The sequence below is a fragment of the Pseudomonas graminis genome, from assembly GCF_900111735.1.
In the GTDB taxonomy this organism is placed as follows: Bacteria; Pseudomonadota; Gammaproteobacteria; order Pseudomonadales; family Pseudomonadaceae; genus Aquipseudomonas; species Aquipseudomonas graminis.
Map to the genome: position 1 here is coordinate 81,757 of NZ_FOHW01000002.1, position 24,590 is coordinate 106,346.

At 59.1% G+C, this 24,590-nt stretch carries 25 protein-coding genes; 10 read left to right on the plus strand and 15 right to left on the minus strand.

The window, feature by feature from the left end; all coding sequences use genetic code 11:
* Nucleotides 1–756, minus strand: a complete 756-nt coding sequence (gene cysZ, locus BMY98_RS02190) for a sulfate transporter CysZ (RefSeq protein ID WP_074884083.1) — start codon at nucleotides 754–756, stop codon at nucleotides 1–3.
* Between the two features lie 386 nt (nucleotides 757–1,142).
* On the opposite strand from cysZ, the gene trxB reads away from it, so the two are divergent.
* On the plus strand, nucleotides 1,143–2,105 hold the full coding sequence (gene trxB, locus BMY98_RS02195) for a thioredoxin-disulfide reductase (protein ID WP_074884087.1): 963 nt from the start codon (nucleotides 1,143–1,145) through the stop codon (nucleotides 2,103–2,105).
* 85 nt (nucleotides 2,106–2,190) lie between these two features.
* Here trxB and BMY98_RS02200 read toward each other — a convergent pair whose 3' ends face one another.
* The 7 genes from BMY98_RS02200 to BMY98_RS02230 form a co-directional block, all read right to left on the minus strand.
* Entirely contained in the window at nucleotides 2,191–2,532 is a 342-nt protein-coding gene (locus tag BMY98_RS02200; protein WP_074884092.1) for a HopJ type III effector protein, read from the minus strand.
* Nucleotides 2,525–2,821, minus strand: coding sequence for a DUF1244 domain-containing protein (locus BMY98_RS02205; RefSeq protein WP_074884095.1), 297 nt, complete (start codon nucleotides 2,819–2,821; stop codon nucleotides 2,525–2,527). Before BMY98_RS02205 ends, BMY98_RS02200 begins: the two co-directional genes overlap by 8 nt.
* Nucleotides 2,822–2,908: 87 nt before the next feature.
* Nucleotides 2,909–3,280: a dihydroneopterin triphosphate 2'-epimerase gene (gene folX / locus BMY98_RS02210; RefSeq protein WP_074884098.1), complete on the minus strand. Its 372-nt coding sequence runs from the start codon at nucleotides 3,278–3,280 to the stop codon at nucleotides 2,909–2,911.
* A 3-nt stretch (nucleotides 3,281–3,283) separates the two neighbouring features.
* Nucleotides 3,284–3,844, minus strand: coding sequence for a GTP cyclohydrolase I FolE (gene folE, locus BMY98_RS02215; protein WP_074884101.1), 561 nt, complete (start codon nucleotides 3,842–3,844; stop codon nucleotides 3,284–3,286).
* A 20-nt stretch (nucleotides 3,845–3,864) separates the two neighbouring features.
* Nucleotides 3,865–4,575, minus strand: a complete 711-nt coding sequence (gene folM / locus BMY98_RS27415; RefSeq protein WP_074884104.1) for a dihydromonapterin reductase — start codon at nucleotides 4,573–4,575, stop codon at nucleotides 3,865–3,867.
* A 229-nt stretch (nucleotides 4,576–4,804) separates the two neighbouring features.
* The gene (locus BMY98_RS02225; RefSeq protein ID WP_074884107.1) at nucleotides 4,805–5,374 is read right to left on the minus strand and encodes an antibiotic biosynthesis monooxygenase; all 570 of its coding nucleotides are present in this window, start codon (nucleotides 5,372–5,374) and stop codon (nucleotides 4,805–4,807) included.
* A 187-nt stretch (nucleotides 5,375–5,561) separates the two neighbouring features.
* Nucleotides 5,562–6,167 (minus strand): hypothetical protein, encoded by a 606-nt coding sequence (locus BMY98_RS02230; RefSeq protein ID WP_074884109.1) that lies wholly within the window; start codon nucleotides 6,165–6,167, stop codon nucleotides 5,562–5,564.
* A 373-nt stretch (nucleotides 6,168–6,540) separates the two neighbouring features.
* Here BMY98_RS02230 and BMY98_RS02235 point away from each other — a divergent pair, with 373 nt between their 5' ends.
* From BMY98_RS02235 to BMY98_RS02250, 4 genes are all read left to right on the plus strand, one after another.
* Nucleotides 6,541–6,996 carry a flavodoxin gene (locus tag BMY98_RS02235; protein ID WP_074884112.1) on the plus strand — a complete coding sequence of 152 codons (456 nt, stop codon included), beginning with the start codon at nucleotides 6,541–6,543 and terminating at the stop codon, nucleotides 6,994–6,996.
* A 274-nt stretch (nucleotides 6,997–7,270) separates the two neighbouring features.
* The gene (locus BMY98_RS02240; protein ID WP_074884115.1) at nucleotides 7,271–8,179 is read left to right on the plus strand and encodes an SDR family oxidoreductase; all 909 of its coding nucleotides are present in this window, start codon (nucleotides 7,271–7,273) and stop codon (nucleotides 8,177–8,179) included.
* Nucleotides 8,180–8,363: 184 nt separating this feature from the next.
* Complete coding sequence (locus BMY98_RS02245; protein WP_074884116.1) at nucleotides 8,364–8,888, plus strand: hypothetical protein; 525 nt, start codon at nucleotides 8,364–8,366, stop codon at nucleotides 8,886–8,888.
* Between the two features lie 449 nt (nucleotides 8,889–9,337).
* Nucleotides 9,338–12,778, plus strand: a complete 3,441-nt coding sequence (locus BMY98_RS02250) for a dermonecrotic toxin domain-containing protein (RefSeq protein WP_074884119.1) — start codon at nucleotides 9,338–9,340, stop codon at nucleotides 12,776–12,778.
* 3 nt (nucleotides 12,779–12,781) lie between these two features.
* On the opposite strand, the gene BMY98_RS02255 is transcribed toward BMY98_RS02250, so the two are convergent.
* Nucleotides 12,782–13,585: a SirB1 family protein gene (locus tag BMY98_RS02255; protein ID WP_074884122.1), complete on the minus strand. Its 804-nt coding sequence runs from the start codon at nucleotides 13,583–13,585 to the stop codon at nucleotides 12,782–12,784.
* A gap of 196 nt (nucleotides 13,586–13,781) precedes the next feature.
* Here BMY98_RS02255 and BMY98_RS02260 point away from each other — a divergent pair, with 196 nt between their 5' ends.
* Nucleotides 13,782–14,804 (plus strand): Glu/Leu/Phe/Val dehydrogenase family protein, encoded by a 1,023-nt coding sequence (locus tag BMY98_RS02260; RefSeq protein ID WP_074884125.1) that lies wholly within the window; start codon nucleotides 13,782–13,784, stop codon nucleotides 14,802–14,804.
* Between the two features lie 56 nt (nucleotides 14,805–14,860).
* On the opposite strand, the gene BMY98_RS02265 is transcribed toward BMY98_RS02260, so the two are convergent.
* Nucleotides 14,861–15,127, minus strand: a complete 267-nt coding sequence (locus BMY98_RS02265) for a YebG family protein (RefSeq protein WP_074884128.1) — start codon at nucleotides 15,125–15,127, stop codon at nucleotides 14,861–14,863.
* Nucleotides 15,128–15,575: 448 nt separating this feature from the next.
* On the opposite strand from BMY98_RS02265, the gene BMY98_RS02270 reads away from it, so the two are divergent.
* Complete coding sequence (locus BMY98_RS02270; RefSeq protein WP_416148085.1) at nucleotides 15,576–15,995, plus strand: phosphate-starvation-inducible protein PsiE; 420 nt, start codon at nucleotides 15,576–15,578, stop codon at nucleotides 15,993–15,995.
* Nucleotides 15,996–16,154: 159 nt separating this feature from the next.
* On the opposite strand, the gene BMY98_RS02275 is transcribed toward BMY98_RS02270, so the two are convergent.
* From BMY98_RS02275 to BMY98_RS02295, 5 genes are all read right to left on the minus strand, one after another.
* Nucleotides 16,155–16,469 carry a hypothetical protein gene (locus BMY98_RS02275; RefSeq protein ID WP_074884134.1) on the minus strand — a complete coding sequence of 105 codons (315 nt, stop codon included), beginning with the start codon at nucleotides 16,467–16,469 and terminating at the stop codon, nucleotides 16,155–16,157.
* An 8-nt stretch (nucleotides 16,470–16,477) separates the two neighbouring features.
* Complete coding sequence (locus tag BMY98_RS02280) at nucleotides 16,478–17,923, minus strand: DUF6861 domain-containing protein (RefSeq protein WP_074884136.1); 1,446 nt, start codon at nucleotides 17,921–17,923, stop codon at nucleotides 16,478–16,480.
* Between the two features lie 344 nt (nucleotides 17,924–18,267).
* The gene (locus BMY98_RS02285; RefSeq protein WP_074884139.1) at nucleotides 18,268–18,612 is read right to left on the minus strand and encodes a YXWGXW repeat-containing protein; all 345 of its coding nucleotides are present in this window, start codon (nucleotides 18,610–18,612) and stop codon (nucleotides 18,268–18,270) included.
* Between the two features lie 230 nt (nucleotides 18,613–18,842).
* Nucleotides 18,843–19,172: a DUF3509 domain-containing protein gene (locus tag BMY98_RS02290; RefSeq protein ID WP_074884142.1), complete on the minus strand. Its 330-nt coding sequence runs from the start codon at nucleotides 19,170–19,172 to the stop codon at nucleotides 18,843–18,845.
* Nucleotides 19,173–19,711: 539 nt separating this feature from the next.
* Entirely contained in the window at nucleotides 19,712–20,134 is a 423-nt protein-coding gene (locus BMY98_RS02295; RefSeq protein WP_074884145.1) for an HPF/RaiA family ribosome-associated protein, read from the minus strand.
* A gap of 294 nt (nucleotides 20,135–20,428) precedes the next feature.
* Between BMY98_RS02295 and BMY98_RS02300 the strand changes: the two genes are divergently transcribed.
* Genes BMY98_RS02300 through BMY98_RS02310 form a run of 3 tightly spaced genes read left to right on the plus strand, consistent with a single transcriptional unit; the run spans nucleotide 20,429 to nucleotide 24,451 of the window.
* A complete protein-coding gene (locus BMY98_RS02300) occupies nucleotides 20,429–21,034 on the plus strand; it encodes an RNA polymerase sigma factor (RefSeq protein WP_074884147.1) in 606 nt (201 codons plus the stop codon).
* Nucleotides 21,031–22,026 (plus strand): FecR family protein, encoded by a 996-nt coding sequence (locus BMY98_RS02305; protein WP_074884150.1) that lies wholly within the window; start codon nucleotides 21,031–21,033, stop codon nucleotides 22,024–22,026. Before BMY98_RS02300 ends, BMY98_RS02305 begins: the two co-directional genes overlap by 4 nt.
* 19 nt (nucleotides 22,027–22,045) lie before the next feature.
* Nucleotides 22,046–24,451, plus strand: a complete 2,406-nt coding sequence (locus BMY98_RS02310; protein WP_074884153.1) for a TonB-dependent siderophore receptor — start codon at nucleotides 22,046–22,048, stop codon at nucleotides 24,449–24,451.
* The last annotated feature ends 139 nt before the right edge of the window (nucleotides 24,452–24,590 follow it).

The window sequence follows — 24,590 nt, forward strand, 5'->3', positions numbered from 1 at the left end:
TCAGCGAATCCGTTCCGCCAGCGTCTCCGCCCCACGCTCCCTCACCCAGAACAACGTCGCCCCCGCCACTGCAGCCGGCATCATCAGGATGTTGACCACAGGAATCAGCAGCACCAGATACACAATCCCGCCGAAACTCATGCTCTGCCATCGCTTGGCGCGCAGCCAGGCGAGCATGTCTTGCCAGCTCATTTTGTGGTTGTCGGCGGGGTAGTCGATGTATTGGATTGCCATCATCCACACGCCGAACATCAGCCACAGCGGCGCGGCGACGAGGTTTACCACGGGGATCCACGAAAGGATGAACAGGCCGATGGCACGGGGCAGGAAGTAGCCCAGTTTGCGCATTTCCCGGCTAAGGGTGCGCGGGACCATTTCGACCAGCTCGGCCCAGCTGAAGGCAGGAAAATCGTCCGTCCCGCGCAGGACCACTTCCACCTTCTCGGCGAGAAAGCCATTGAATGGCGCGGCGATGATGTTGGCGATCATGGTGAAGGTGAAAAATACCATCAGCGCGACAAGCACCACGAACAACGGCCACAGGATGTAGTTGAGAAAGCTGAGCCAGCCGGGGAGGGTCGGCATGAAGGAGTCGACCCAGAGTCTGAATTCGTGGCCGGCGAAATAAATCATGGCGCTGAACAGCACCAGATTGATGGCCAGCGGCAGCATGACGAACAGGCGCAGGCTTGGGCTCAGGACCAGTTTCAGGCCTTCGCGCAGGTATTGCGGGCCAGACAGGACGGGTGCAGGCATGTGTGCCTCCAGGCAGTGATATCGCGCCGACCTTACCGGCTTTGCGACGAGGGCGGAAGCGCCGCCGCAGGTGCGACATTCGCTGAAACAATCGTGCAGCGGTAAAGTCTATGCAGGACTGCAATGTCCAAAGCACAGGGCGCACATAGGGCGCGCCTATGAGCTGGATTGTGAAACGATATTTCCTTAATGTGCTCCGCCCCGATAAGCTTGCGGCCAACTTTCACCGTTGCTGTGCCCCGAGTGGCAGCTTCATGTTCTCAGGATCGGCGGGCGCCTCCCGTGCGGCGCAGGCCCCGTCAGTCCCAATCCTCTCAACCGGTACGCCGGTTCAGATCCAGTGACTCCGACCACGCGTAACGATGGCCGGTCAATAGGAGTGTGTCATGTCTGATGTACGTCATTCGCGAGTGATTATTCTCGGCTCCGGCCCTGCCGGTTACAGCGCTGCAGTCTATGCCGCGCGCGCCAACCTCAAGCCGTTGCTGATCACCGGGATGCAGGCGGGTGGTCAGTTGACCACCACCACCGAAGTCGACAACTGGCCGGGCGATCCCCATGGCCTGACCGGCCCGGCATTGATGGAGCGTATGCGTGAACACGCTGAGCGTTTCGAGACCGAGATCGTTTTCGATCACATCAATGCAGTGGATCTGGCCGGCAAGCCGTTCAGCCTGAAGGGCGACAATGCCACTTATACCTGCGACGCGCTGATCATCGCCACCGGTGCCAGCGCCCGCTATCTTGGCCTGCCGTCCGAAGAAGCGTTCATGGGCAAGGGTGTGTCGGCCTGCGCGACTTGTGACGGTTTCTTCTATCGCAACAAGCCGGTCGCTGTGGTCGGCGGCGGCAACACGGCCGTCGAGGAAGCCCTCTATCTGGCCAACATCGCCAGCAAGGTCACCCTGGTTCACCGTCGCGATACCTTCCGCGCCGAGAAGATCCTCATCGACAAGCTGCATGCCCGCGTTGCCGAGGGCAAGATCGAGCTCAAACTCAACGCCACCCTGGACGAAGTCCTGGGCGACAACATGGGCGTGACCGGTGCGCGCTTGAAGAACAACGACGGCAGCTATGCTGAAGTGACCGTCGACGGCGTGTTCATCGCCATCGGCCACACACCGAATACCAGCCTGTTTGACGGTCAGTTGGCGTTGAAAGACGGCTACATGGTCGTTCAAGGCGGTCGCGAAGGTAATGCGACAGCCACCAGCGTTGACGGCGTTTTCGCTGCCGGCGACGTGGCGGATCACGTCTACCGTCAGGCGATCACGTCGGCTGGCGCAGGCTGCATGGCTGCACTGGACGTCGAGCGCTATCTGGACGGCCTGGCGAACGTTTCGTTCTGACCTGATCTCCAGCTGAAAAAAACCGGCTTATTGAGCCGGTTTTTTTATATCTGGCAAACGCGCCTTGTCGCCGAAAAACCTGCGGTCATGCCTTGGGCTTGAGCGGCTCGGCCGAGAACTTCACGCCGGCCAGTCCGTTGGCAATCAGCGCCCGAATGTTGCCGTGGTCGGAGCCTTCCGGTGTATCGAGCACAGAACGGTAGTGCTCGCCAAAAGCCAGCAGCGCTTCTTCATTGCTCAGGCCTTCCAGCAGCGCCAGGCCGAGGGTCTTGCACGAGCCTTCGTTCTGGCCAGCGGCGTTTTCCATCGGGCCGTTGCTGAACGCCTGAGGGTGATAATCGTAATGCGCGGCGATGAAGGCCAGCGTGTCTGCGAACGAGTGATTGCCGCTGGCGAGGCTGGCGCGCAGGGCGTTCAGGTCAGTCATGCTTCGGTTCCTTGGCGAACGCGGCTTGCTGCTCGGCGCTGGCTTCTTTCTGGTACGTGGATTTCCACTCGCTGTACGGCATGCCGTAAACCACTTCGCGGGCGTCATCCAGGGTGATGTCGATCTGCTTCTCGTCGGCCTCGGCCTTGTACCACTTGGACAGACAGTTGCGACAGAAACCGGCGAGGTTCATCAGGTCGATGTTCTGCACGTCCTTGCGGCTGTCCAGGTGCGCAACCAGACGGCGGAAAGCGGCGGCTTCAAGTTCAAGACGTTGTTGCTCGGTCATGGTGTGCTCTGTCGGAAGTAAAGATGGGCGGATAATAAGAGTGGCAGTCAGGCCGGGCAAGCGCGCCCGCAAAGGCGAGCGCAGGAATCAGCGCGCTGCCGCCAGGGTGATCGACACCGATTCGGCAAACCGCAGCGCGTGGGGCTTATCCACTTCGACTTCGGCGTATTGCACTTCTTCATGGGTCATCACCAGGTCGAGCACTTCCTGGGTCAGGCGCTCAAGCAGAGCGAAGCGATTGCTTTCGACGTGCTGGATGATGGCCTTGGTGATGGTCCGGTAGTTCAACGCGTGATCAATGTCGTTGTCGCGCACCGCTTCCTGGGCCGCGTACAGGATCGTCAGGTTGATCAGCACGTCCTGCTTGTTGAGGATTTCCGCTTCGTTGATGCCGATAAAGGTACGCAGGCGCAGGTCTTTGACCCTGATGCGTGCGGTGCCGGGTTCGAGTCTTGCCATGGACTACTTGCTCCGTCCGATCAATTGCAGAAATTCCATGCGGGTCGTCGTCGACTCGCGGAAGGCGCCGAGCATTACCGAGGTGTTCATGGTCGAGTTCTGCTTCTCAACGCCGCGCATCATCATGCACATGTGCTGAGCCTCGATCACCACGGCCACGCCTGCGGCCTTGGTCACGTCCTGAATCGCATCGGCGATCTGCCGCGTCAGGTTTTCCTGAATCTGCAGGCGCCGCGCAAACATGTCGACGATGCGCGCGATTTTCGAAAGGCCGAGAACTTTCCCGGTGGGGATATACGCGACGTGAGCCTTGCCGATGAAGGGCAGCAGGTGATGCTCGCACAGCGAATACAGCTCGATGTCCTTGACGATCACCATCTCGTCGCTCGCGGAGGCAAACAGCGCGCCGTTGACGATATCGTCCAGCGTCTGCGCGTAGCCATGACAGAGGTATTGCATCGCCTTGGCGGCGCGCTTGGGCGTATCCAGCAGGCCTTCGCGTTCAGGATCTTCACCCAGGCCGACGAGGATTTCACGGTAATGCTGTGGCAGTGACTGGGTCATCAATGGTTCCTCGGGGCGGCTTACTTGACGTGCCTTCCGCCGTTTACGGTCAGAGTGGTGCCGGTGACGTATGGGTTGTCGAGCAGATAGCGCAGGCTCTGGTAAATCACCTCGGCGCCGGGTTCGATCCCCAGTGCCGATTTTTCCAGCGTGCGCGCGCGGTATGCCGCATCGTCGTCGGGTTGAAACATCAGCATGGCCGGAGCGATGCCGTTGACCTTGATATGGGGCGCATACCGGGCTGCGAAGGACAGGGTCAGGTTTTCCAGCCCCGCCTTGCTCGCGCTGTAAGCGATGTGCTTGCTACTGCCCTTGCGGGTGACATCGTCGCTGATGTGAATAATGTCGGCCGTCTCCGAGCGCCGCAACAGCTCGGCGCAGTGCAGATTGATGAGGTAGGGCGCCAGCATGTGGACATTGAACATCTGCATGAACACCTCCGCCTCGTCCCCAGGCGTCTCGGCCAGCCAGTCGGATGCGTTGTGCACGATGGCCCTCAGGCTGTCGGTGTGCTCTTTGAGCCGGGCGATGAAGTCCAGCACGCTCGTCTCCGACGAAAAGTCGGCCTGAAGTACCACCGCGCCCAGCGTCTTCAAACGCTGCACGCCCGGCCGCTCACTGCGGTAGGTGATGATCACCCGCTGGCCTTCCGCCAACAGACGCTCGGCGCAATAGAGGCCGACGCGCTGGCTGGCACCAGTGATCAAGACAGGGGCAGGGAAGCAGGCCATGGTCGTCACGCATTCATCAACGGGGGAGAGAGGTCGGGCGAGTCGGTGCTGAATGGCGAACAGTGGATGCTCGCGTGCACCATCGAAAACGACCGTGGGGCAAAGTTACCCCAACGGTCGGTTCTTGTACAATACCGCAGGGCTGTACATGTTTTTGAATCGGCGAAAGACCGGGCATTGCAAGGCAGGTCGGCGGCGCCCGGATCGGGAAAGCGCTTGTCGCTGAGCGCTAGCTGTTGGACACCGGCTCGGTGCCGCTGACCTGCGCAGGCGTGTTGGTGTTCAGCCAGCCCGCCAGAAGATGGGTCGACAGCGGAATGAACCAGAACACCATCAGCGGCGTGAGGATCAACGTGCTGATCATGATGCGCGGGAACAGATCCAGCTGACTGAGCAGCGGCCCCAAGACGAAGTTGAAGATCAGCGACACCGGAAAGAACGCCAGCCAGATGGCAACGGCTTGCTTCCAGCGCGGCGGGCGCTGACCGACTGCGCCAAACCAGCCGTCGATGCCGCTCACGCGGTGTACGGAATTTTTGGCAAACAGGCCGCTGCCGCGCACCAGCCAGGAGCGTCGGGAGGCAGAATGCTCCCAGGCGTGCATGGTGGCCTGATCGGCAAAGCGGAAAATAATCTGGAATTCGTCATCCCCTGGCGGCGGCGCGAGGACGCCTGACCCTAGATAGCCGGGGAAGTCTGTAGCGAGTTGTTCGCCTTCTTGCAGCCAGGCCATCAGTTCCTGATAGCGGCCATGGGCGACGCGACGGGCAACCATCAGCGTGACGGGTGAGGTAGACATTGTGTATCTCCGATAAACACGTGAGCTTCCCGGGTAGGGAAATCACATGACGCGACGCCGGGGTGGTGGCGATGCGTCAGCTTCACTGGAAAAAGCAAGCAAGGATTATTCCTGAAACCTGCGATAAAGCCAGCGGCGTTTGTCGGATGGGGGAGGGTGTCGCAGGGGATCGCCTGATCAGACAACCCTAAAGGTGCATCGAGGGGTGAATCTTGCGGTGTTCCTGAAGAATGTACTGACGCAGGCGTTCAGTGTCTTCCTTGCTGTTCTGACTCAGCCGATACGCCGCAAGACCATGATGGTTCAAACGTTCGAAGGTGCCACGCAAGGCGATTGGGGCATAGCCCTGGGGGGTGAACCAGGCGGCAAAGGACTTCGGCGGCTTGGTCTGCTTGCGCATCTCCAGCAGGATGCCCTTGAACGAGATTTCATGAACCCAGAGTGCGGTCAGCGAACCCTTTTCGGTCTCCAGCTGCACCGGCTCAGGCAGCGTCAGACGCCAGGGGCGAATGCGCGGACCTTCCTCGAAAATGCTCGGCGCGCCCAGCTCCAGATGCAGTGCATGGAATTCGTCTTCGACGAGGTGCAGCGGGAAGGTCATTTGCTGATTATCGAACTGGGCCTGGATCGTGACTTGCTCATGGGCCGCCAGACGAGTGAGCAGATCCTGAATCTGCACGCCGCCGTTCACCACCAGACTGCTGGACTTGTCGCCCAGATTCAGCGTGGGGTTGTGCTGCATGTTCTGGATGAACTCCAGTTCATCAGGCGTGAGGATATTGTCGCGCTGCATGGCCAGGCTCGATTAACCGGTTATTGAAAGAGCAGACAGATGGTTCACTTTTAGGTTGCGACCGTTCGTCAGTTGCAAGATGTTACCCCTTCAGGATTTCATTCTCCAGCCGAGCTTGCGCCCGTTCGGCATTTAACTCGACCTCTTTCCGCCGGGCGTATGGCTGATCACCGACGGCATTGGAGTGCTGATCTGACGTTAGTCCAGCGAATAGAGATCGGACAGGAGATTTGCAGCATCGTTGAAACTCATTTTCATCCACGCCGGCCTCATCACCTGAGATGTCGTTTGGCAGCTCAAGGTCGGGAGTCCAAGACATCGCGTCGAGCTGAGGCATAATGCCGCACGATTTTACCCGTCACAGGATTAACCCATGAAAGTCGCGATTATTGCGGGCTCGGTGTATGGCTCGGCTGAAGAGGTCGCCCGCCACGCCCAGCAGATCATCAAGGATGCAGGGCACGAGGTGCTGTTCAATCCACGCGCCACCCTTGCCGATCTGCAAGCCTTTGCACCCCAGGCCCTGCTGGCAGTGAGCTCGACCACCGGGATGGGCGAGCTGCCGGACAACATTCAGCCGCTCTATCACCAGATCCGTGATGTATTGCCTGCGGCATTGCGGGGGCTGCCTGGCGGTGTGATCGCGTTGGGCGACGCGAGTTATGGCGATACGTTTTGTGCGGGCGGCGAGTTGATGCGAGAGCTGTTCGGCGAGATGGGGATCCGTGAGGTGCAGGCGATGCTGCGTCTGGACGCCAGCGAAACCGTGACCCCGGAAAGTGATGCCGAGCCGTGGCTGGCAGAGTTTATCGGGCATCTGAACGGTTGAACGGCGAGCCCCGTGCTCGGAGCTGACCAAGCGGTTGACGACACCGTCGCCGCGACCTCCCGTTAACGGCTCGGTGGTGGAACCGGGAAACGACCAAGCCATCCCTTGACGTTATCGACCACTATTCAGCGTGTCCCGTGTTGATTGTGAGCCTGCTCCGAGTCGTTGACACTCAATGACATCACGCCCGCTCCTGCTTTCGCTGACACCTGATGGCTCCTGATGAGTCAAGGGCAGCGAGTGCAGAGCCGGCTTCATCATTGAGGAGAGCAACATGAGCGAGTCCGTGCGTTTCGAAGACAAAGTGGTGATCGTCACCGGAGCGGGCGGCGGACTGGGGCGAGCTCACGCATTGTTGTTCGCGCAACACGGCGCGCGGGTGATCGTCAACGACCTTGGCGGCTCCGCCCATGGCGAAGGCGCCAATGCCTCGGCGGCGGATCGGGTGGTCGCGGAAATTCGTGAAGCAGGCGGCGAGGCGGTTGCCAATCATGATTCGGTCACCGACGGCGACAAGATCGTCCAGAACGCTCTCGATGCCTTCGGCCGCGTCGACGTCGTGGTCAACAACGCCGGCATCCTGCGCGACAAAAGCTTTGCCAAAATGGAAGACGCCGACTGGGATCTGGTTTACCGCGTCCATGTCGAAGGCGCCTACAAAGTCACCCACGCCGCCTGGCCCCATTTGCGGGACCAGAACTACGGCCGCATCATCTTCACCTCCTCCACTTCCGGCATCTACGGCAACTTCGGTCAGGCCAACTACGCCATGGCCAAGCTCGGCCTTTACGGTTTGACGCGCACGCTCGCGGTTGAAGGGCGCAAAAACAACATCCTCGTCAACGCCATCGCCCCGACCGGCGGCACCCGCATGACCGAAGGCCTGATCCCGGCCAGCGTGTTCGAGCTGCTCAAGCCCGAGTTGGTCAGCCCGCTTGTGGTGTATCTGGGCAGCGAGCAGTGCCAGGACAGCGCCGGCCTGTATGAAGTGGGTGGCGGCTGGATCGGCAAAGTCCGCTGGGAACGCAGTCTGGGCGCCGGCTTCGACCCACACGCAGGCTTTTCACCGGAGGACGTCGCGGCGCAGTGGCAAACGATCAGTGACTTCAGCGATGCGGTACACCCGGCTGACAACGTCGAAGCGCTCAAGGAAATGATGGCGAACTTGCAGACATTTGGCTGATCCGTGTTCTATCAATCAGCGGCCAGTTCGGGTGATCGAACGGGCCGTTTTTGTAGGAGGCTTACTTGCGGCGATGTAGGAATGGTCTCTGAATCAGGCAATGATTCCGTCTTCACTTTTTCAGCCTCAACCCAACCAAGGGTCGCCCGACACTCCTGAGGATCAACCGATTTCAGGAGGTTTTATGATTGGCAATTTGAGTAAGGTGCAAGAGCGGCTGAGTGTGTATATGGCCGCGCCCTACAAACGCTTCGAGGCCAGCTCCGGGCTAAGTACCGAAGAGCAGGCAGTCAAACAAAAAGTCCGACAGTACTGGGCAGATGAAAGTCTTTCCAACATCAAGAAATTACAAGGGTTTAATCTCGATATCGCCGGGTTCGACCCTACCCGGACCAACAACAAGCAGTTGAGGGAGATCGGTGCGGTCTTGGCGGAGCGCGGACTCATCGATGAAGGACTTGTTGATGCGATGTCCAGCATCAATATCGAATTCGACGCCGATGGAAAAGAAATCAACATGGAGCGCGAAGTGAATGCTTATGCCTTTTTCGAGAAGGAGTTAGGCGCGCTTCATGACCTGATGACCCAGGAAAATGATGTGGCCAAAGGTGGACTGGTGGAATTAAAGACGGTCATGTCTGTGGTGATGGCGCTTGCCGAGTATGCAAACACGCCACGCGAACGCTCGCTGGTGAACATCCGCGCCTAAGCCTTCCTTTGTGGCCCGACCCGTCAACACAAAAAAAAGCCGCTGCAATCGCAGCGGCCAAATAAGACGTTGAATCCAGGAGCTTCAAAACACAACGTCGGGGACGAGGGGCGAGCACATCCAGTCCGTGCAAAAACAGCGTTCCTGCGAAGGCCTTGGGGGTTGTGCTCAGATGGCGCGAAGGTTAAGGGGTTTACTGTTACTGAAACAGTTGGCTTTTTGACAAGCAGTGTTACAGCCACAGCAACAGTAGGAGTGCGCGGCGGATTATCAGCGAATGACGCTTTTTCCTGCATAGCTCGTCGGTGCAGGTTGCCTCATGGCATCAATAGTTATTCCATCGGTGAGCGATGCAGCACTTTTAATAACAGCTCTTTTGGACTGCTCACGTATTTCACACTTTGGCTGGATGCCTGGGTGGCGCGGGCGGTCATCATGGAGCTGTAAAGATGACTGATCATATTTTCAACAATCATCCCCGCCCAAACCCGGGCTCGTTGCTCGATCACGCCAATAACGAGGCCGAGCTGTCAGCGTTGATCGTTTCGCATCTGCGTCACGCCCCCACACTGCGCGAGGCTGCCAGGCAGTTGCTGGTCGAGCAACTTCGCCAACTCAGGCCATTCCCTAACCCTGACGCGCTCTTCATTCACAGGGAGCATGCCGGAGAGGCAGATCCCGCCCCGCGGTGTCTGACCGATGCCCTGCTGCACGCCCTCATCGGAGACAGGGTTTACCTGGATGACCCAAAGGCCGTTTTCTCTACGCGTAAAGACTCCTCCCATGTCGCCTATACGTTGCCGGGGTTTGGCATTGGCGCGTTCAGAGCAATGTGCGAGGACCTGATCACTCAACTGCCTGGTATTTTGAAGTTCAACCTCAATGCGTATTGGGAAGTGGATGAGCCGACGTTCAAATCCATACCCGGCGAGAGTGCCATTAGCGGTACACGCAAGGAGGTCTTCGCGACGCTGCAGTCCTGGGTTTACGGGCACTCCATTCGATTGGCCGTGGGCCGCGGCGAGCTGGATGCTCAAGACGAAACACGTCTATCGCGCGTTGTCGGGGACACCGAGGCCAAGGGTCGCTATGCCCTGTCGTTGCGCACCTCACAAGGCACACTGCTGCCCCTTGCAGGGGTTTACGCAGCGACTGCGGACGATGTCGATGCCATGCCGCTGACTGACGATGGCAGTCATGCGGGCGTCTACCTGTTCAGCCCGGCGGCCGGGGTGGAGAAGTTCGCCACAGTCAGTGCAATGAGCGCGGCGCTGATGCACCGTCTTGAGCAGGATTCCACTCGGTATATGCTGGCAGGGTGCCTGTCCCTTGAAGATCAGGCGTCGCTGGAAAGCACGCCGGGGTGCGCGTTGCAGGTGGAGTACTCGCTGCTCAAAGAAAAGCCCGCGAGCCACTGGATAACTCGCTTGCGTGAAAAACAGCTGGGCGATCTCAACCACCTGCTCGCCTACGCGCCATCGATAGATGCCGAACCCCAGGCACGGCTGCAAATGTTCGATGATGCCAGCCGCCTTGATGACCTGGATGAGGCCCTTAACGTCCGCTACCTTGAGCTGCTGGCGATCATCCAGGAGCGACGTCTGCCCGATGGAATCCGGTTCGCGGCCCCTGAAGATCGTCATCGTTACGACACACTCGCCGCCGAGCAGTCACGATGTGAGGCGATCATGCAGGCGCAGATGGCCGGCACCGAGTCGCCCGAAATCTACGCTCGCAGCGAAATCGCTGCTTATCTGATGAAGCATCTGGGCTTTACCCTCGATCCGGCGAAAGTGACGATTAATCTGCCGGACGAAATGGCGTTCGCCAGCGGGCCGCTCAATGCTGTGTACACCCATACATTGTTAGGGTTTGCCCTTGATGGCTTGCCGGAGCTCGATCAGCAATTTAGCCCCGGTGTCGAGGTTGATCCCGCTTATTCACACCCGCGACTGGACTTCGACTTCATCTGTCGTTTGCTGAAAGACCTTGATCTGAAACAACGCTTCGAAAGCGAGCTGGAGCACCGTTATCGCGAGCAGGCCACACTGGACGCCATGGCAGCACTACGTGCCAGCACCATTGCATTGAGTGCGTGGGCGGCAAAGCTCCAGGGTCATCTTTCCGATCGTGGTCTGGCGTTGATCGAGCGAGCGCAGTCGAGCTTTGGCAGTACCCGCGCATTAAGTGTCGGTGGCCTGTACCTCAAGGGTGGCGACCGCAGACTGGAAGATGCTGTGGTCATCAGGGAGACCAACGGCGATGACGCCTTTTATGTGCTCTACGCCCCGGGGCATCCGAGTGGGCGCGACATGTTCGATTTCGACAGCTGGCGCAAGTTGTCGTTTGAAGTCGGCGGCTGGACGGCCACTGCTCGCGGGGCCCAGTATTTGCTGGATCAGACCGTGGTCAACGCTGATCAGCACGTGGTGCCCTACATTGAAAGCCTTCGGTTGAAGCCTTCAGCCTGGAATGTTGACAGTGTGCTGTTCGTCACCGTCGACGCTTCCTCGTTCAACGGGGCGTTGTCGAGCTTGAGTCACTACAAGATCGAGCAGATGTTGAGCCGTAATCGATTCGTCTCCAGCACCCGTGCGCCACACATCACCCGGAAGGATCGGATGGCGGCCGTGGTGTTGGAGCAGCGGATCTCGGCACTGCAGAAAGCCTATGACAGTTTCGGCGTCATGCCATGGCGCGCCGCTGCTCGTCAGGAGTGCGAGCGCTTGATCGACAAGCATCTGAAAGCCTCGGGGGTGCCGGGACGCATCGACCCGGACACGGTGTTTTTTGATCTGGAAGGCAGCACGGGCAATGGGGAGCCGGATTTTGGGCGGTACACAACGCTCCGGTGCCTGACCGACTTGTTCATGGTGGGGTATTCGGAAGAAGACTACGCGTTCGCCCCCGATGCGCCGGTGTACTCCTCCATTGGTCAGGATGTGTCCGGGCTTTCGGGTGCGTTCGTGGATGAGATGATCCGTGGGTCCAATTACGCCGACAAGTACATCACCGCGTTGCGCCGGCATACCCAAGGGCTGACCAACTCCCCGCCACCCAGAGTTCGCGCCCTGTTCGCGCGCAAGACACATTATGAGCTGCGCCGTGATGCGCTGAACGAGTACATCGCAGGCCGGCTGACGCCCGATCAGTACATGTGGCTGGTCAGAATGGCCGCAAGCCTGGACACCAGCATTGTCGGAAATACTGCTCAAACGCCCGGGACTCTCCATATCCTGATGATGGAGCAGAAAACCTTTGCCGGTATCTACGTCTTCAGACCGGACAAGGACAATGCTCGTCTGGGAGCATGGGTTTACACCCCCGGGGCGCCGGACGGCCACCTGTTCCGTCAGGAAGAGGACGTCGTGCGATCCGTCGCCCGGCCAGGTATGAGTCGTTATTACTACGACCGGGTCCCTTACAGAGCCCAGCGCATCATTGGCACGCTCATGCAAAAGCTTGAGATGTCACCGGAGGTAGACGGCAAGCCGTATACGGTCGGCTATTCAACTCCGATCAGAAGCCTGGAAGGGCTGCACGGTATCGCCGTGCAGCACTTGATCGTTGATATCGATGCGCAAACCGAAAGCGTTGCCGAACGGCGCTTGCTCAACACGTATACCTTCATACGTAAATACGGCGGCTATCTGGCTGACCTTAACCCGATGACTAAACTGGTGTGGACGGCCCTTCACGCTTCGGTGGATCTGTATCGCGGCGTTCAGGCTTACCAGGATGGCGACCGAGCGCGGGCGCGGGGCTATTTCGCCAAAGCGGCTTTCGGTGCATTCAAGGCGGGCCGGCAGGTACGATCGATCCGCAAGGCCGAGAAGTTGAAGCAGCTGGAAAAGGCGAAAAACACCACCGGCTCGCTGGCGCGTTCCTGATTTTCAGTGCAGCGCGCCCATGCCGGGCAGCTGAACCAGACGCTGAGTGAGCCGCATCCGTTGAACCGGGTCATCACTCAACATCAATGCATGCTCCAGGTCGAACCGTTCGGCCTGAGGGCATTCCAGATGCTGATACAGGCTGGCACGAGCGAGGTAATCGCTGGTGTTGGCCTGGCCCAGTTCCATCACGCGGGTCGCGTCTTTGAGTGCGGCGATCAAGTCGTCGTTTAGCTGATGCAGGTACCGCAGGTTTCGCGACAGGCGCTGCAGCATCGCCGCTGGCGTCGCCGTTTTCATGTGCTCGGCCTTGAGCAGCATGTCCGCGCCAAACTGGCGCAGCAACAATTCCCGGCAGTCTTTCGGATAGAGCCTGCGCCCGCCGCAAGGGTCAAGCGTATGGTCGGCGCCGGGCACGCGCAGCAAAAAGTGTCCGGGAAAGTTAACGCCCTCGAGGGGGATTTCCAGACGCCGTGCGATCTCCAGCGCAATGAGTGCCAGGCCCAGCGGCTGGCCGCGACGACGTTCAAGCACTTTGTGAATCAAGGCAGCCTGGGGTTTGGGCTGAGCGGCATCGTCCTGCTGGAACCCCAGCGCCGCCAGTTGCCGCAGCAACGGCTGGGCAAGCTCTGCGGCCGGCAACAAAGGAAGCGAGGTGCTGACGATGCGTTCCAGAGCGGTGAGCTGGTCGCGGATAACCTGAAAATCAACTTGCCCGTCGTGCTCTGTGGCGATCCACGAAGCGGCTTCGAAGGTAGACGGCGGGTTACGTTCTAGACAGGCAATGCATTGCTGGCGCGGATTCATCGACTTCTCCGGCAGGATAAGACGGCTGAGAAGAACTACAGGATGACTCTGTTTTAGCCTTGGCCGCGGCCTTCGTCCAGCGATGATTCATCCCGCGTGGCCAACGGCAGTCCTTCGTCCGGATCCGCCCGGGGCCGGCCTTCTTTTTTTCAATCAGCGCCTATACTCGCCAGTACGAAAAAGCGGAGCAGTGCCCATGTTCGCACTCATGCAAAGCTCTCGCGTGCAGTCACTGCACATGATGGTTGAGCCGCGCACCGGCCTGAAGGCCGTGATCGCGATCCACAGCAGCCAGAAAGGTCCGGCGATGGGAGGCTGTCGCTACCTCTCCTATCCAAATGAAGAGAGCGCCATCGAGGACGCCATTCAGCTGGCACGGAACATGAGCTACAAAGCCGTGCTTGCAGGGTTGTCACTGGGCGGTGGAACGGCCGTGATCATGCGTCCGGCCCACGTGCCTGATCGGGCTGCCTTGTTCGAGGCCTTCGGGCGGTTCGTGCAGACCCTCGACGGCCGTTATGTCACGGCCATGGACAGCGGCACTTCAAGGGAAGACATGGACTGCATTGCCCAATCCACCCAGCATGTCACCAGCACCACGGCGGTCGGCGATCCGTCAGCGCACACCGCGCTGGGTTTGTACGCCGGGATTCGCACCACGGCCATGGCAAGACTGGGCAGCGACAACCTCGAAGGTTTGCGCGTGGCCATTCAGGGACTGGGGCATGTGGGTTATGCGCTTGCGGAACAGCTGCACGCAGCGGGCGCCGAGTTGTTGGTTGCAGACCTGGACAGCGGCAAGGTGCAGCTCGCCATGGAGCAATTGGGCGCCAAACCGATTGCCAGCGAAGCGCTCCTCAGCACGCCTTGCGACATCCTTGCGCCGTGCGGGCTGGGAGGCGTGCTCAACAGCCACAGCGTGACCAAGTTGCGTTGCGCCGCCGTCGCGGGTGGCGCCAACAACCAACTGAGCTGCGCTGCGATCGCCGACCAACTGGAAGCACGCGGCATTCTGTATGCGCCGGATTACGTGATCAATTCCGGCGGCCTGATTTATGTCGCGCTGCATCATCAGGGGCAAAGCCCGGGCAACATCACCGCGCATCTGTCTCAGATCGGCACTCGGCTGACCGAGGTGTTCGCCCATGCGCAAGCTGAAAAGCGCTCACCCGCGCGGGTTGCAGATGAGCTGGCAGAGCGGCTGCTGGACATGGACTGAATCGCTTGGGTGGCAAGCTTGCCTTCAGCTGGCTGAAGCCGAAGTCGCGGGCCTGATTACTCTGCCGGCTCGGCCGCGGGTGCGAGCTCGTTGAGGGCCAGCGCATTGCTCTTGAACGCGGCAGCGAAAACGGCGCGGTTTTTCGCCATGAAAATGCTGGCATCTTCTGCGTGTTTTTCGGAGAGGCCGTCGACGTTCTTCATCAGCACATCGGTGAGCAGTTCGGCCAGTTCCAGCATCTGATCATGGGCATCGGCGAGTTTGCGGTCCACGAACGTAGTCTCCAAATCACGGGTACTGCGGTAAAGGGTTTCAACAGCCATTGTTGGCCTCGTCGTCATTTCCAGAGTTGTAAGGGATCAGCCCGGGCGCTCAACGCTTCGGCCGACGGATGATGCAAAGACAGCGTACTCTGTCTTTTTACTGTGTATTTATACAGTGCGCAGCATAGGTGAATCGCCGCAGCTTGGGTAGGGGGTGTGCGCTCACTTTTTTTGCCAGTCGCGGCCTTGCGACATCTGGTCACGTTCTCAACCTTAGCCGATGGCCCTATTAATGCTTGCCTGCAACCAGGCTGCGCACGAGCAAACCGTCATGCGCGTAGAGCATCATCCGGTCCAGGTCATCCAAGGAAGTACATCGTGAACATCAATGCGGTCATAGCCCTGCGTCGACAGATCCACTGCTGCGATCAATCGCAGCGCTCGTTATGAACACTTTTGTTTTGGTCAGGGGAGGTGAGGGATGGCGGGTGTGAGATGGGCAGATCGAATGCGGGCGAAGCTTCACGGCGGCGCCAACAGCCTGGGCAATCTGGCCGTTGAAGCGTTTCATTATCTGGCGCTGTTCGGTATTGGGGCGGTGACCGCCTACGCCGCGATCAAAGCCTTCATCGGCATGCTTGGGCAGGAGTACATCGCCGTAGATGATATTTTGCTGTTGTTCATCTACCTTGAGTTGGGCGCGATGGTCGGGATTTATTTCAAGACCAACCACATGCCGCTGCGCTTCTTGCTCTACATCGGGGTGACCGCTTTGATTCGCTTGCTGATCAGCGACGTGTCGCACCATAAGGCGCCCGATCTGGGAATTATCTATGTCTGTGGCGGGGTGCTGTTGCTGGCGTTCTCGATTCTGGTCGTGAGGTATTCCTCGTCGAGGTATCCGTCGGTGCAGGAGAAAGTGGATTAGTGATGAGGCGAGTCCTTATCGTTAAGGACTCATTCAACGTTTGTCTGGCCTAGTTCCTGGCGTTTGGTATGCATGTAGTTGTCAGCCGCCGCCGAGGACTGGTGACAGGGGCGTGGCGACGGCCTTTCCCATCCATACGCATCACCAGACGGGCCTGGATTACTTCCTGACCTTTTTCATGATTTCTTCAATCATCTTGAGCGTATCCGAGCCGCGACCTTCGATAAGTTCGACATAAAAATTGCTGTAAGCTTCAGAAAGATCGCGATATTTTCGGAGGTTTGATTCATCCATGATTCGATGGCCAGGTATGTCTCGTGGTTCGACCTGGGCATTAATCTCACCTCGCTCGGCGGCCGATATTAAACACTCCATATGTTCGTACAACGCGAGTGCTGCGGGTTCTTTTTCTTTATATCGTTCTAATTGCTTCCGCAATTCGAGTGCGGTCTGTTTCAACGCTAGAATATCCATGGTGATTCCTAATTGTCGATTTCGCCAATGAGCTTTGCTGCGGACCATTCTTTCCTATTAGGCACTAGATATTGTGCCGCCCCGCCTGTTCTAGTGACATTTCCGCCAAACTCTACTGTTGGTGCAACCGTGCTCTTGAATACTTCGGTGGGCTGAAGTGGCGTAATTTCAAAAACATGATATCTGGCATTTTCACTCGTAACCGGTAAGCCGAGTGCATCTGCTAGCGTTTTATCGGATTTAGCCGCCGCTTGCAATTCTTCCATCGTAGTGAAGAATGGTGAGTAGTCAGAGACACTTTTTTGGGTCACAGGTACGATTTTCACAAGCGGTGTTGTAATGCTGGTGGTGACCGGTACGGTACTCCCTGATGCTACATGGCTGAAAGCTCTTTCCATGACGCCTGTAGATGATAACTTAGGATCTGCCGCTACGATTTTAGCGATATATTTCTGTCCGTCAGCGCTTTGCAGGTAATCATGGATCTGCTGGGCGCTTAAGCCCTTTGGCTCAAGTGTCTTCACAGAGTCTCGTTTATGCTCGACTGACACGAACTCTGGGTCTTGCTTGGCGTAAAACTTGCGCATCTTACTTTCCCGCGCCAGCTGCTCGACTGAAGTGACCCCCCTGATCTGTAATTCAGGATGCCCCAAAAGAATCTCTTCATTTTTCGTGAGCCATTCAACGATCGGTTTACTGGAAATATCTGATCGCAGCCTGGCACTTCTTGTCGCGATACTTTCCAAGCTGTTGAATACACCCGCTCTCATCTCCCCACGGGTCAGATAAGTGACAATAGCCATTAGTAATAGCAACACCAATTGCTCTTGCCCTTGGGCCAGCAGCCGAGCTGCGCGCTCTGTGCGGTCCTGAATCATCGCGGCGGCCCCGCCAGTTGGATCGAGGCCTGGATTTGTCAAGCCGTCATCAGCTTGCCAAGCGGTGCATAGACCTTCGTATATCGTCGATAGGCATGGCCCTATACCTGCCGAGAAATAACCAGCGATTGCATATAATCCGAGCGCTGCCATGATCAAGTTGCCAACCTGCAACCCTACACTTGCGCCGATTGCCGCACCGGGCAAAGCTCCAGCACCGAAAGCAAGTGAGCCGGCTGCGCCACCCATCGCAGCTCCCATCATGACGCTGCCGCCTACGATCATCACCACTTCCTGCAACAGCTTAATCAGCTCCGGCAGAATTTCCTCAATGTTGATCGACGCCCATTTGCGCCGAATGTTCATCTGCATGATGGGAGAGGACAAGTCCAGCGCGTGGCGAACATTATCTATCTTATGCCCACCTACGTACCCGTAGGCTTGAGTTGCGCCGTTACTGACGCGGCGGGTGAAGCCGTTCCAGCCGTCATCAACGCCCTGATTCAGCTCACTGAATTTTTGGTCGAGGTTTCGCTCGATGTCGCCCCAGCTAGGTAAATTAGCGAAAAAATCCATTTAGCGGTTATGTCCCCATTGGAGGGCGCCAATTACGCCCAGATGGTGGCCCGACAGGACCACGGCATGCCGCTAATTTAGGACTACAGGCGCCATAAAACAACTGAGAGTGGATCCTGTCCTTCGCCATTAGCGCTACGACCAGTGAGGCTTCAAGCAGTTGGCAGGTTGTTGCTGCAGCGGTGACCGAGATACTTTGCCAGATGGGATGGTCGTTCGGTACGAACTTGCCTCTCCCTTGTAATCACCGCTTGCAACCAATGAACTGCTTTCGATGACCTATCCACCAGCGAATCCAAAAAAATGCCCCGTCTCAACGGGGCATTTTCATGTGCAAAGAACCGTCAGTTCACCCACACCCCAACATGGTAATGCCAGCCATCGCCCCGGCTTTCCCAGTACGGATGTTGATAGCGATAGCCCGGCCGTACCGCTTCCCAGTGGCCGTGCTCGGCGACGTAGCGGTTTCCGTTCCAGCGCCAGTAGCCGCGGGACCAGACATAGCCCGGGCGCGGGGCGGGTTCTTCTTCGATGACGCGCACGGGCGGCGCTTGCGGGGCGACGACTTCAACGTACTCGGCCCGCGGCGCGGGTCGGTCGACCACTCGGCGCTCGTGCACCACTCTTTCTTCCACGCAGCCGGTCGCGAGCGCCAGCGCGCCAATCAGCGCTATGTATCGTAGAGACATATCGTCACCTCAGACTTGTCCAGACTCTGCTGCCTGCCGTTTTTTAACGGGGCAGCCGGCTTGCTACAGGTTTGTTGTAACAGGTGCTTTCTGTCTGGGGGCTGAATCGGCGGGCATTACAGGGAAGTTGGCGATCGTCGGCGGGGAGCAGAGCGCATCGGGAATGACGCCCCGAAGAGGTTGCGCTGGAGAGGCGATAGGTGTCGCCTCATACCATGGGCATCAAGTCATCAGAGACCGGCAGTCGGCTGCGGACGGCTGAGGAAGCTGGTTCGGGTGGGCGGCGGCGAAAGTTGCTTGAGGTCGCCGTCGGTCATGGCCGCGAGGATCTTGATGGCGCTGTGGCCCTGTTCAATGGCGATGCCGAACTGGATGCTTTCGATCAAACGACGTAACCGCTTGGGCGAGTTGCGTTGCTCGGCACTGAGCAAGCGTTTGGCGACGACGCCTGACTCATTCGACAGGGTCAGCATGATGGTCCCGTCGAGGCCCTGAATACTCAGATTGACCCGATAGTCGGGATGGAAAGCATCGGTGATCTGTTGAAAAGGGTTATCCATGGCCTGTTACCTATTAACGATCTGCATGAATTGACTGGGGGTGAATCCCTTTAGTTCTCGAAGTCGATCAACGGTTAATGATTCCTGCCCTGGCCGCTCTCGCTGAAGTCGCGGTGGTATCCCTGAGTGGTCCGTTGAAACGTCGTCTCATTGAGCGAGTCACTGAGCCGGAAGCCATCAGGCTTGCGGCTTACAGGTGAGGTGTAAGCTCGACGATACAAAGCTTGCAGGGTTTGGGCCACAAGGGACGAAAGGTGCAAATGCGCCCAACAGGTGGACCGTGGTGCGCTGAATCGAGAAGCAGATCATGGTTTCGGCGTCCCAATCGTGCTGGCCAACTGCTTGGCCAATTCCCACTCGGCACCATTTGCGCGCCCCATGCGTTCTTTGTGTGCGTAAGTTTGGCGAGTGAACTTGCCGCGTGTTTGGCGGGGCTCTTCAGTCGAGCCCTTGGGCCTTAATGACCGCGCAAAAAAAGGGGCGGGCCCGTTTCCCGGCCCGCCCCTCGTTCAGCAGTTCAGTGTCTCAAGGCTGCTGCATCAGCCGTGCAACGCGTCATCCTTCTCGAGAAACTCTTCTTCGAGCAACGCATCGGCGCTGACGGGCTCGTCGTCCAGATCGCTTGCAATCACCGGAGCCGCGCCGCGTTTGTTGCCGCGCAGTTTTCCGAAAAGATGTTCCAGGGCGTGGTCCAGTTTGACCGCTGCGCCATCCACTGCCTGATCGATCGAATCGGCTTTGTGGGTCACGGAAATAGGTTGGTGTCCTTTTGGCCGGGCTTCCATCTGGCAACGGATGTCATGGGGGCCGGGCTTGTCGCCATTCTCGTCGTTGATGTGGACTTCAACGCGGGTGAGATCCTCTTCGTATCGTTCGAGCGTAGTTTCAACCGTGGTTCGTACCCACTCCTCCAGACGGACGCTGTTTTCGATGTGGTTATCGCTGTTGACCTGGATTTGCATAGTTCTTCCCTTACTTTGGCTTGCTCGGGAGAGTCTGGACGAGGTGTTTTTCGTCTGCCCTCATTCACAGTGTTGGCGCCGATCCACGAACAATTCAACCCCTTGGAACCGAGAATATATTTCGCCGATGCGGGAACTCGACCGGCAAGTCCAGTTTTGCTGGGCTGCGCCTTTTCACCGCCTGATTTCAGCCGCTGCAGATTTGTTGCGAGATTCGTCGGACATCTTTTGCGCATGAGAATATTTATCATTAATATCGCGCCTCGCATCCTCCCTCAACCTCGTGCCTTAATCATGATCGATCCACCTCCGTCCTCGAACTCAGCGTGTCAGGACCTCGACCACGAGGCGCCCAAGGCTGCGCGCGCGCGGTTTCTGGAGGTGTTTCTGTCCCAGCGTCCTCAAATGGAGGCGCTGGTTAGCCGAAGAGTGGGTTGCCGGGCGACAGCTGCTGACCTGGTCCAGGACCTGTTTCTCAGGTTCTGGCGGCGTCCGTTGGTGCAGGTCGAGGAGCTCAACACGTACCTGCTGCGCTGCGCCGGCAATATCGCCATTGATCACCTGCGCAATGAGAGCACCCGCGCCCGGCTCAGCGAGGATCTGCTGCCTGATGCGCATCGGCCCGAGACTGACGAACCCCAGGCGGCGCTGGAGGCGAGCAATGATCTGCGCCACATCGAAACGGCATTGCGCGGATTGCCGGAAAAAACCCGGCAGATCTTCCTGCTCAACCGTATCCACGGGCGCAAATACGCCGAAATCGCCAAGGCCATGGAGCTTTCGCAGAGTGCGGTGGAGAAACACATGATGCGCGCCCTGCAAGCCTGCAAGGCGAGTGTCAATCAGGACGTCCCTCGGGTTGTGCCCTTTGTCCGGAGATCCGGAGGTGGTCGTCCATGAAGGCCTTTCCTGATCCGAATGCTGATTCGAATGCCGATCACCACGCCGTGGCCCTGAGTTGGCTCAGTGTCTTGCACAACCAACCCACGATTGCCGATCAGGCGCGTTTCAGCCGCTGGCTGCACGCCGATCCTGCCCATTCCGAGGCCTACGCTCAGGCACAAGTGCTGTGGGAACTCAGTGAAGAGCCTGCCACCACACTGGCCGGCGAGGACGCCGCCGCGCTGGATGCCTTATTGCGAAAAATGGACACGCCTACCGCGCGAAAGCTGCCGCACGGGGGAGCGGCGCTGGCGATGGCGGCGTGCCTGGTGCTGATGGTGAGCGTCGCGATGGGATTGAATCCGCAGCGCTGGGCAGATGATCTGGGCGCCGATTATGTATCGGCACCGGGGCAGGTCCGCACGTTCATCCTGGAAGACGGGTCGCAGGTAACGATGGACGCCGACAGCGCGATCGACGTGCATTTTGACGACGGAGAACGGCATGTCGAGTTGCGCCGTGGCGCCGCATTCTTCCAGGTTACCCACACTGGCGAGCCGTTTGTGGTCGATGGCGGACGCGGGGAGACCCGGGTGCTGGGCACGCAGTTCGAGGTGCGCCTGCAACCTGCCGGCGCGCAAGTCACTGTGCTTTCCGGGCGGGTTGGTGTGAAGGCCGCCGCCGATGCGCCGCAGCAGATCCTGACGGCAGGTCAGCAGGCCCGTTATGACCGTGAGCGAACCGGCGCTCCGCAGTCTGTCGACAGCGAAAGCCAGTTGGCCTGGCGTCAGGGCTGGCTCAATTACGCCCGCACGCCCCTCGCCGATGTGATCAACGACCTGAACCGGTATTACCCGGGCCGGATCATTTTGCTTAACGATCAACTGGCCGCGAAGACCGTCAGCGGCAGCTTCCCCAGTCGCGATCCACAGGCCGTGATGGCCGCGTTGAAATCCGTCGTTGGTTTCCAGCAGTACGAAGCGTTCGGGCGGGTCATTGTGATCCGTTGATCGCAGGCGAGCTGTTGACATGTATCGCAGTCAAGCGGGGTTAATCGATGTGAGAAGTGGGTTCGGCTTATCGGTGGTAGCGGTGTGGAGCGCGTGCGCTCAGGCAGCCGCGCCGGCCTACGACTTTTCGATCCCGGCCAAACCGCTGCCCCAGGCGTTGAGGGATTTCAGTCGAGTGACAGGGCAGGGCGTGATTTACACCCAGGATGCGCCCTACGCGGTCGATGCCCCGGCGTTGATGGGATCGTTCAGTGCGGAACAGGCGTTGGGCGTACTGTTGAGCACGTCCGGCCTAACGTTCCGCCGTGCCACTGACGACACCTTCACGCTGCAAGCCCGGCCCGCTGACGGTGCGGTCACCCTTGGCGAGACGCAGATCGATTCCACGCGCTCCTACAACTATCAGCCGCCTGCTGTGACATCGGTGATGCGCAGCGCGACGCCGTCGCTGGAAAACCCCCAGGCGGTGAGCGTGGTTCCGGCGCAAGCGCTGAGCGATCAGGTGCCGCGCAACCTCGACGATGCGCTGGCCAACGTGAGTGGCGTGACCCAGGGCAATACCCTCGGCAGCACACAAGACACGCTGATGAAGCGAGGTTTTGGCGACAACCGGGACGGTTCGATCATGCGCGACGGCATGCCGGTGGTGCAGGGCCGCAACCTGAATGCGACGGCCGAGCGCGTTGAGGTCCTAAAGGGGCCGGCCTCGCTGCTGTATGGCATTCAGGACCCGGGCGGGGTGATCAACGTGGTCAGCAAGCGCCCGCAGTTGCAGTCGGCCAACGCCCTCACGGCCCGAGGTTCAAGCTACGGCGCAGGCAAGAACGGCAGCGGCGGCACGTTCGATAGCACTGGCGCGATTGATGGCGCTGAAGGGGCGTCGACCGGTCTGGCGTACCGCTTGATCGTCGACCACGAAGACGAAGAGTACTGGCGCAATTACGGGGTGCACCGCGAGTCGCTGGTGGCGCCGTCCCTTGCCTGGTACGGCGATGACACCGAAGTGCTGGCGTCCTTCGAGCATCGCGAATTTCTCTCACCGTTTGATCGCGGCACGGCAATCGACCCGCGTACCAATCACCCGCTGGACATCCCCGCGACCCGGCGCCTGGACGAGCCCTTCAACAACATGGAAGGGCGTTCGGACCTGTATCGATTCGACGTCGACCACACCTTCGACGACGCCTGGAAAGGCCACCTTGGTTACAGCTACAACCGCGAGACCTACGACGCCAGCCAAGTGCGCGTGACCGCCGTCGCCCCGGCAACCGGCACACTGACCCGCTCCATCGACGGCACCGGCAGCGCCCTGAGCACCGATCGCTTCACCACGCTAACGTTGAGCGGCGACACCTCGTTGGCCGGCTTGCGACACGAGGTGCTGATTGGCGTCGACGACGAATACCGCAAAATCGCGCGGGGTGAACTGATCCGCCAGAAAAGCCAGGGCACGTTCAGCTACGTGAATCCGGTGTATGGCCAGGAAGCGGAGGGCACTCAGGTCAGTGCGGCGGACAGCCATCAGCTCGACATCCTGCGCAGCGACTCGGTGTTTGCTCAGGACTCCGTGCACCTCACCGATCGCTGGATTTTCGTCGCGGGCGCGCGTTATCAAGTGTTCGACCAGCAGGCTGGCAAAGGCTCGCCGTTCACGCGCAACACCGATTTGAACGGGCAGAAGTGGATTCCGCGAGCGGGCCTCGTTTACCGCTACAGCGAAGAGCTGTCGTTGTATGGCAGCTACACCGAGGCGTTCAAGCCCAACTCCAGCATCGCCACCCTGGCGGGCGGCACCGTGCTGGATTCGGCAACGCTGCCCGAAGAATCGAAAGCGTGGGAGCTGGGTGCCAAGTGGGATTCCTCCGATGGCATCAGTGCGACGCTGGCGCTGTTCGACATCAGAAAACGCAATGTGCTGGTGGCGAATTTCGACTCACTGACGGCGAATACGGTGTACACCACGGCGGGTCAGGTGCGCTCGCGGGGTGTGGAGCTGGACGTGAGCGGGCAGCTGTCAGACCGCTGGAGCCTGATTGGCGGCTACGCCTTCACCGACGCTTGGGTGATTGAGGACCCGACGCTGAAGGGCAAGCGCTTGCAGAACGTGCCCCGGCACAGCGGTTCGTTCTCGGCGGTGTACGACTTCGGCGCGGTGTTGGGCGCCAGCCGGCTGCGGGCGGGAGCGGGCGCCCATTACGTCGGCGAACGCGCGGGCAATCCGGACAACGATTTTGATCTGCCGGGCTACACCGTCGCCGATGCCTTCGCGACCTACGAAACCCGTCTGGACGGGCAGAAAGTGAAGTTTCAGCTGAACGTGAAAAACCTGTTCGATCGCACCTATTACAGCTCGGCGGTGAGCCGTTATTTCGTGTCGCTGGGGGATTCGCGGCAGGTGGTAATGGCAACGACGCTAGAGTTTTAAGCCGTTACATTGCCGACCCGGTTCTGCCGGTAGGCGCTTGACCCTGTAGGAGTGAGCTTGCTCGCGATAGCTTTGTTTCAGCCCACGGAAAATCACTGGATGTGCCGGCCCCTTCGCGAGCAAGCTCACTCCTACAGTT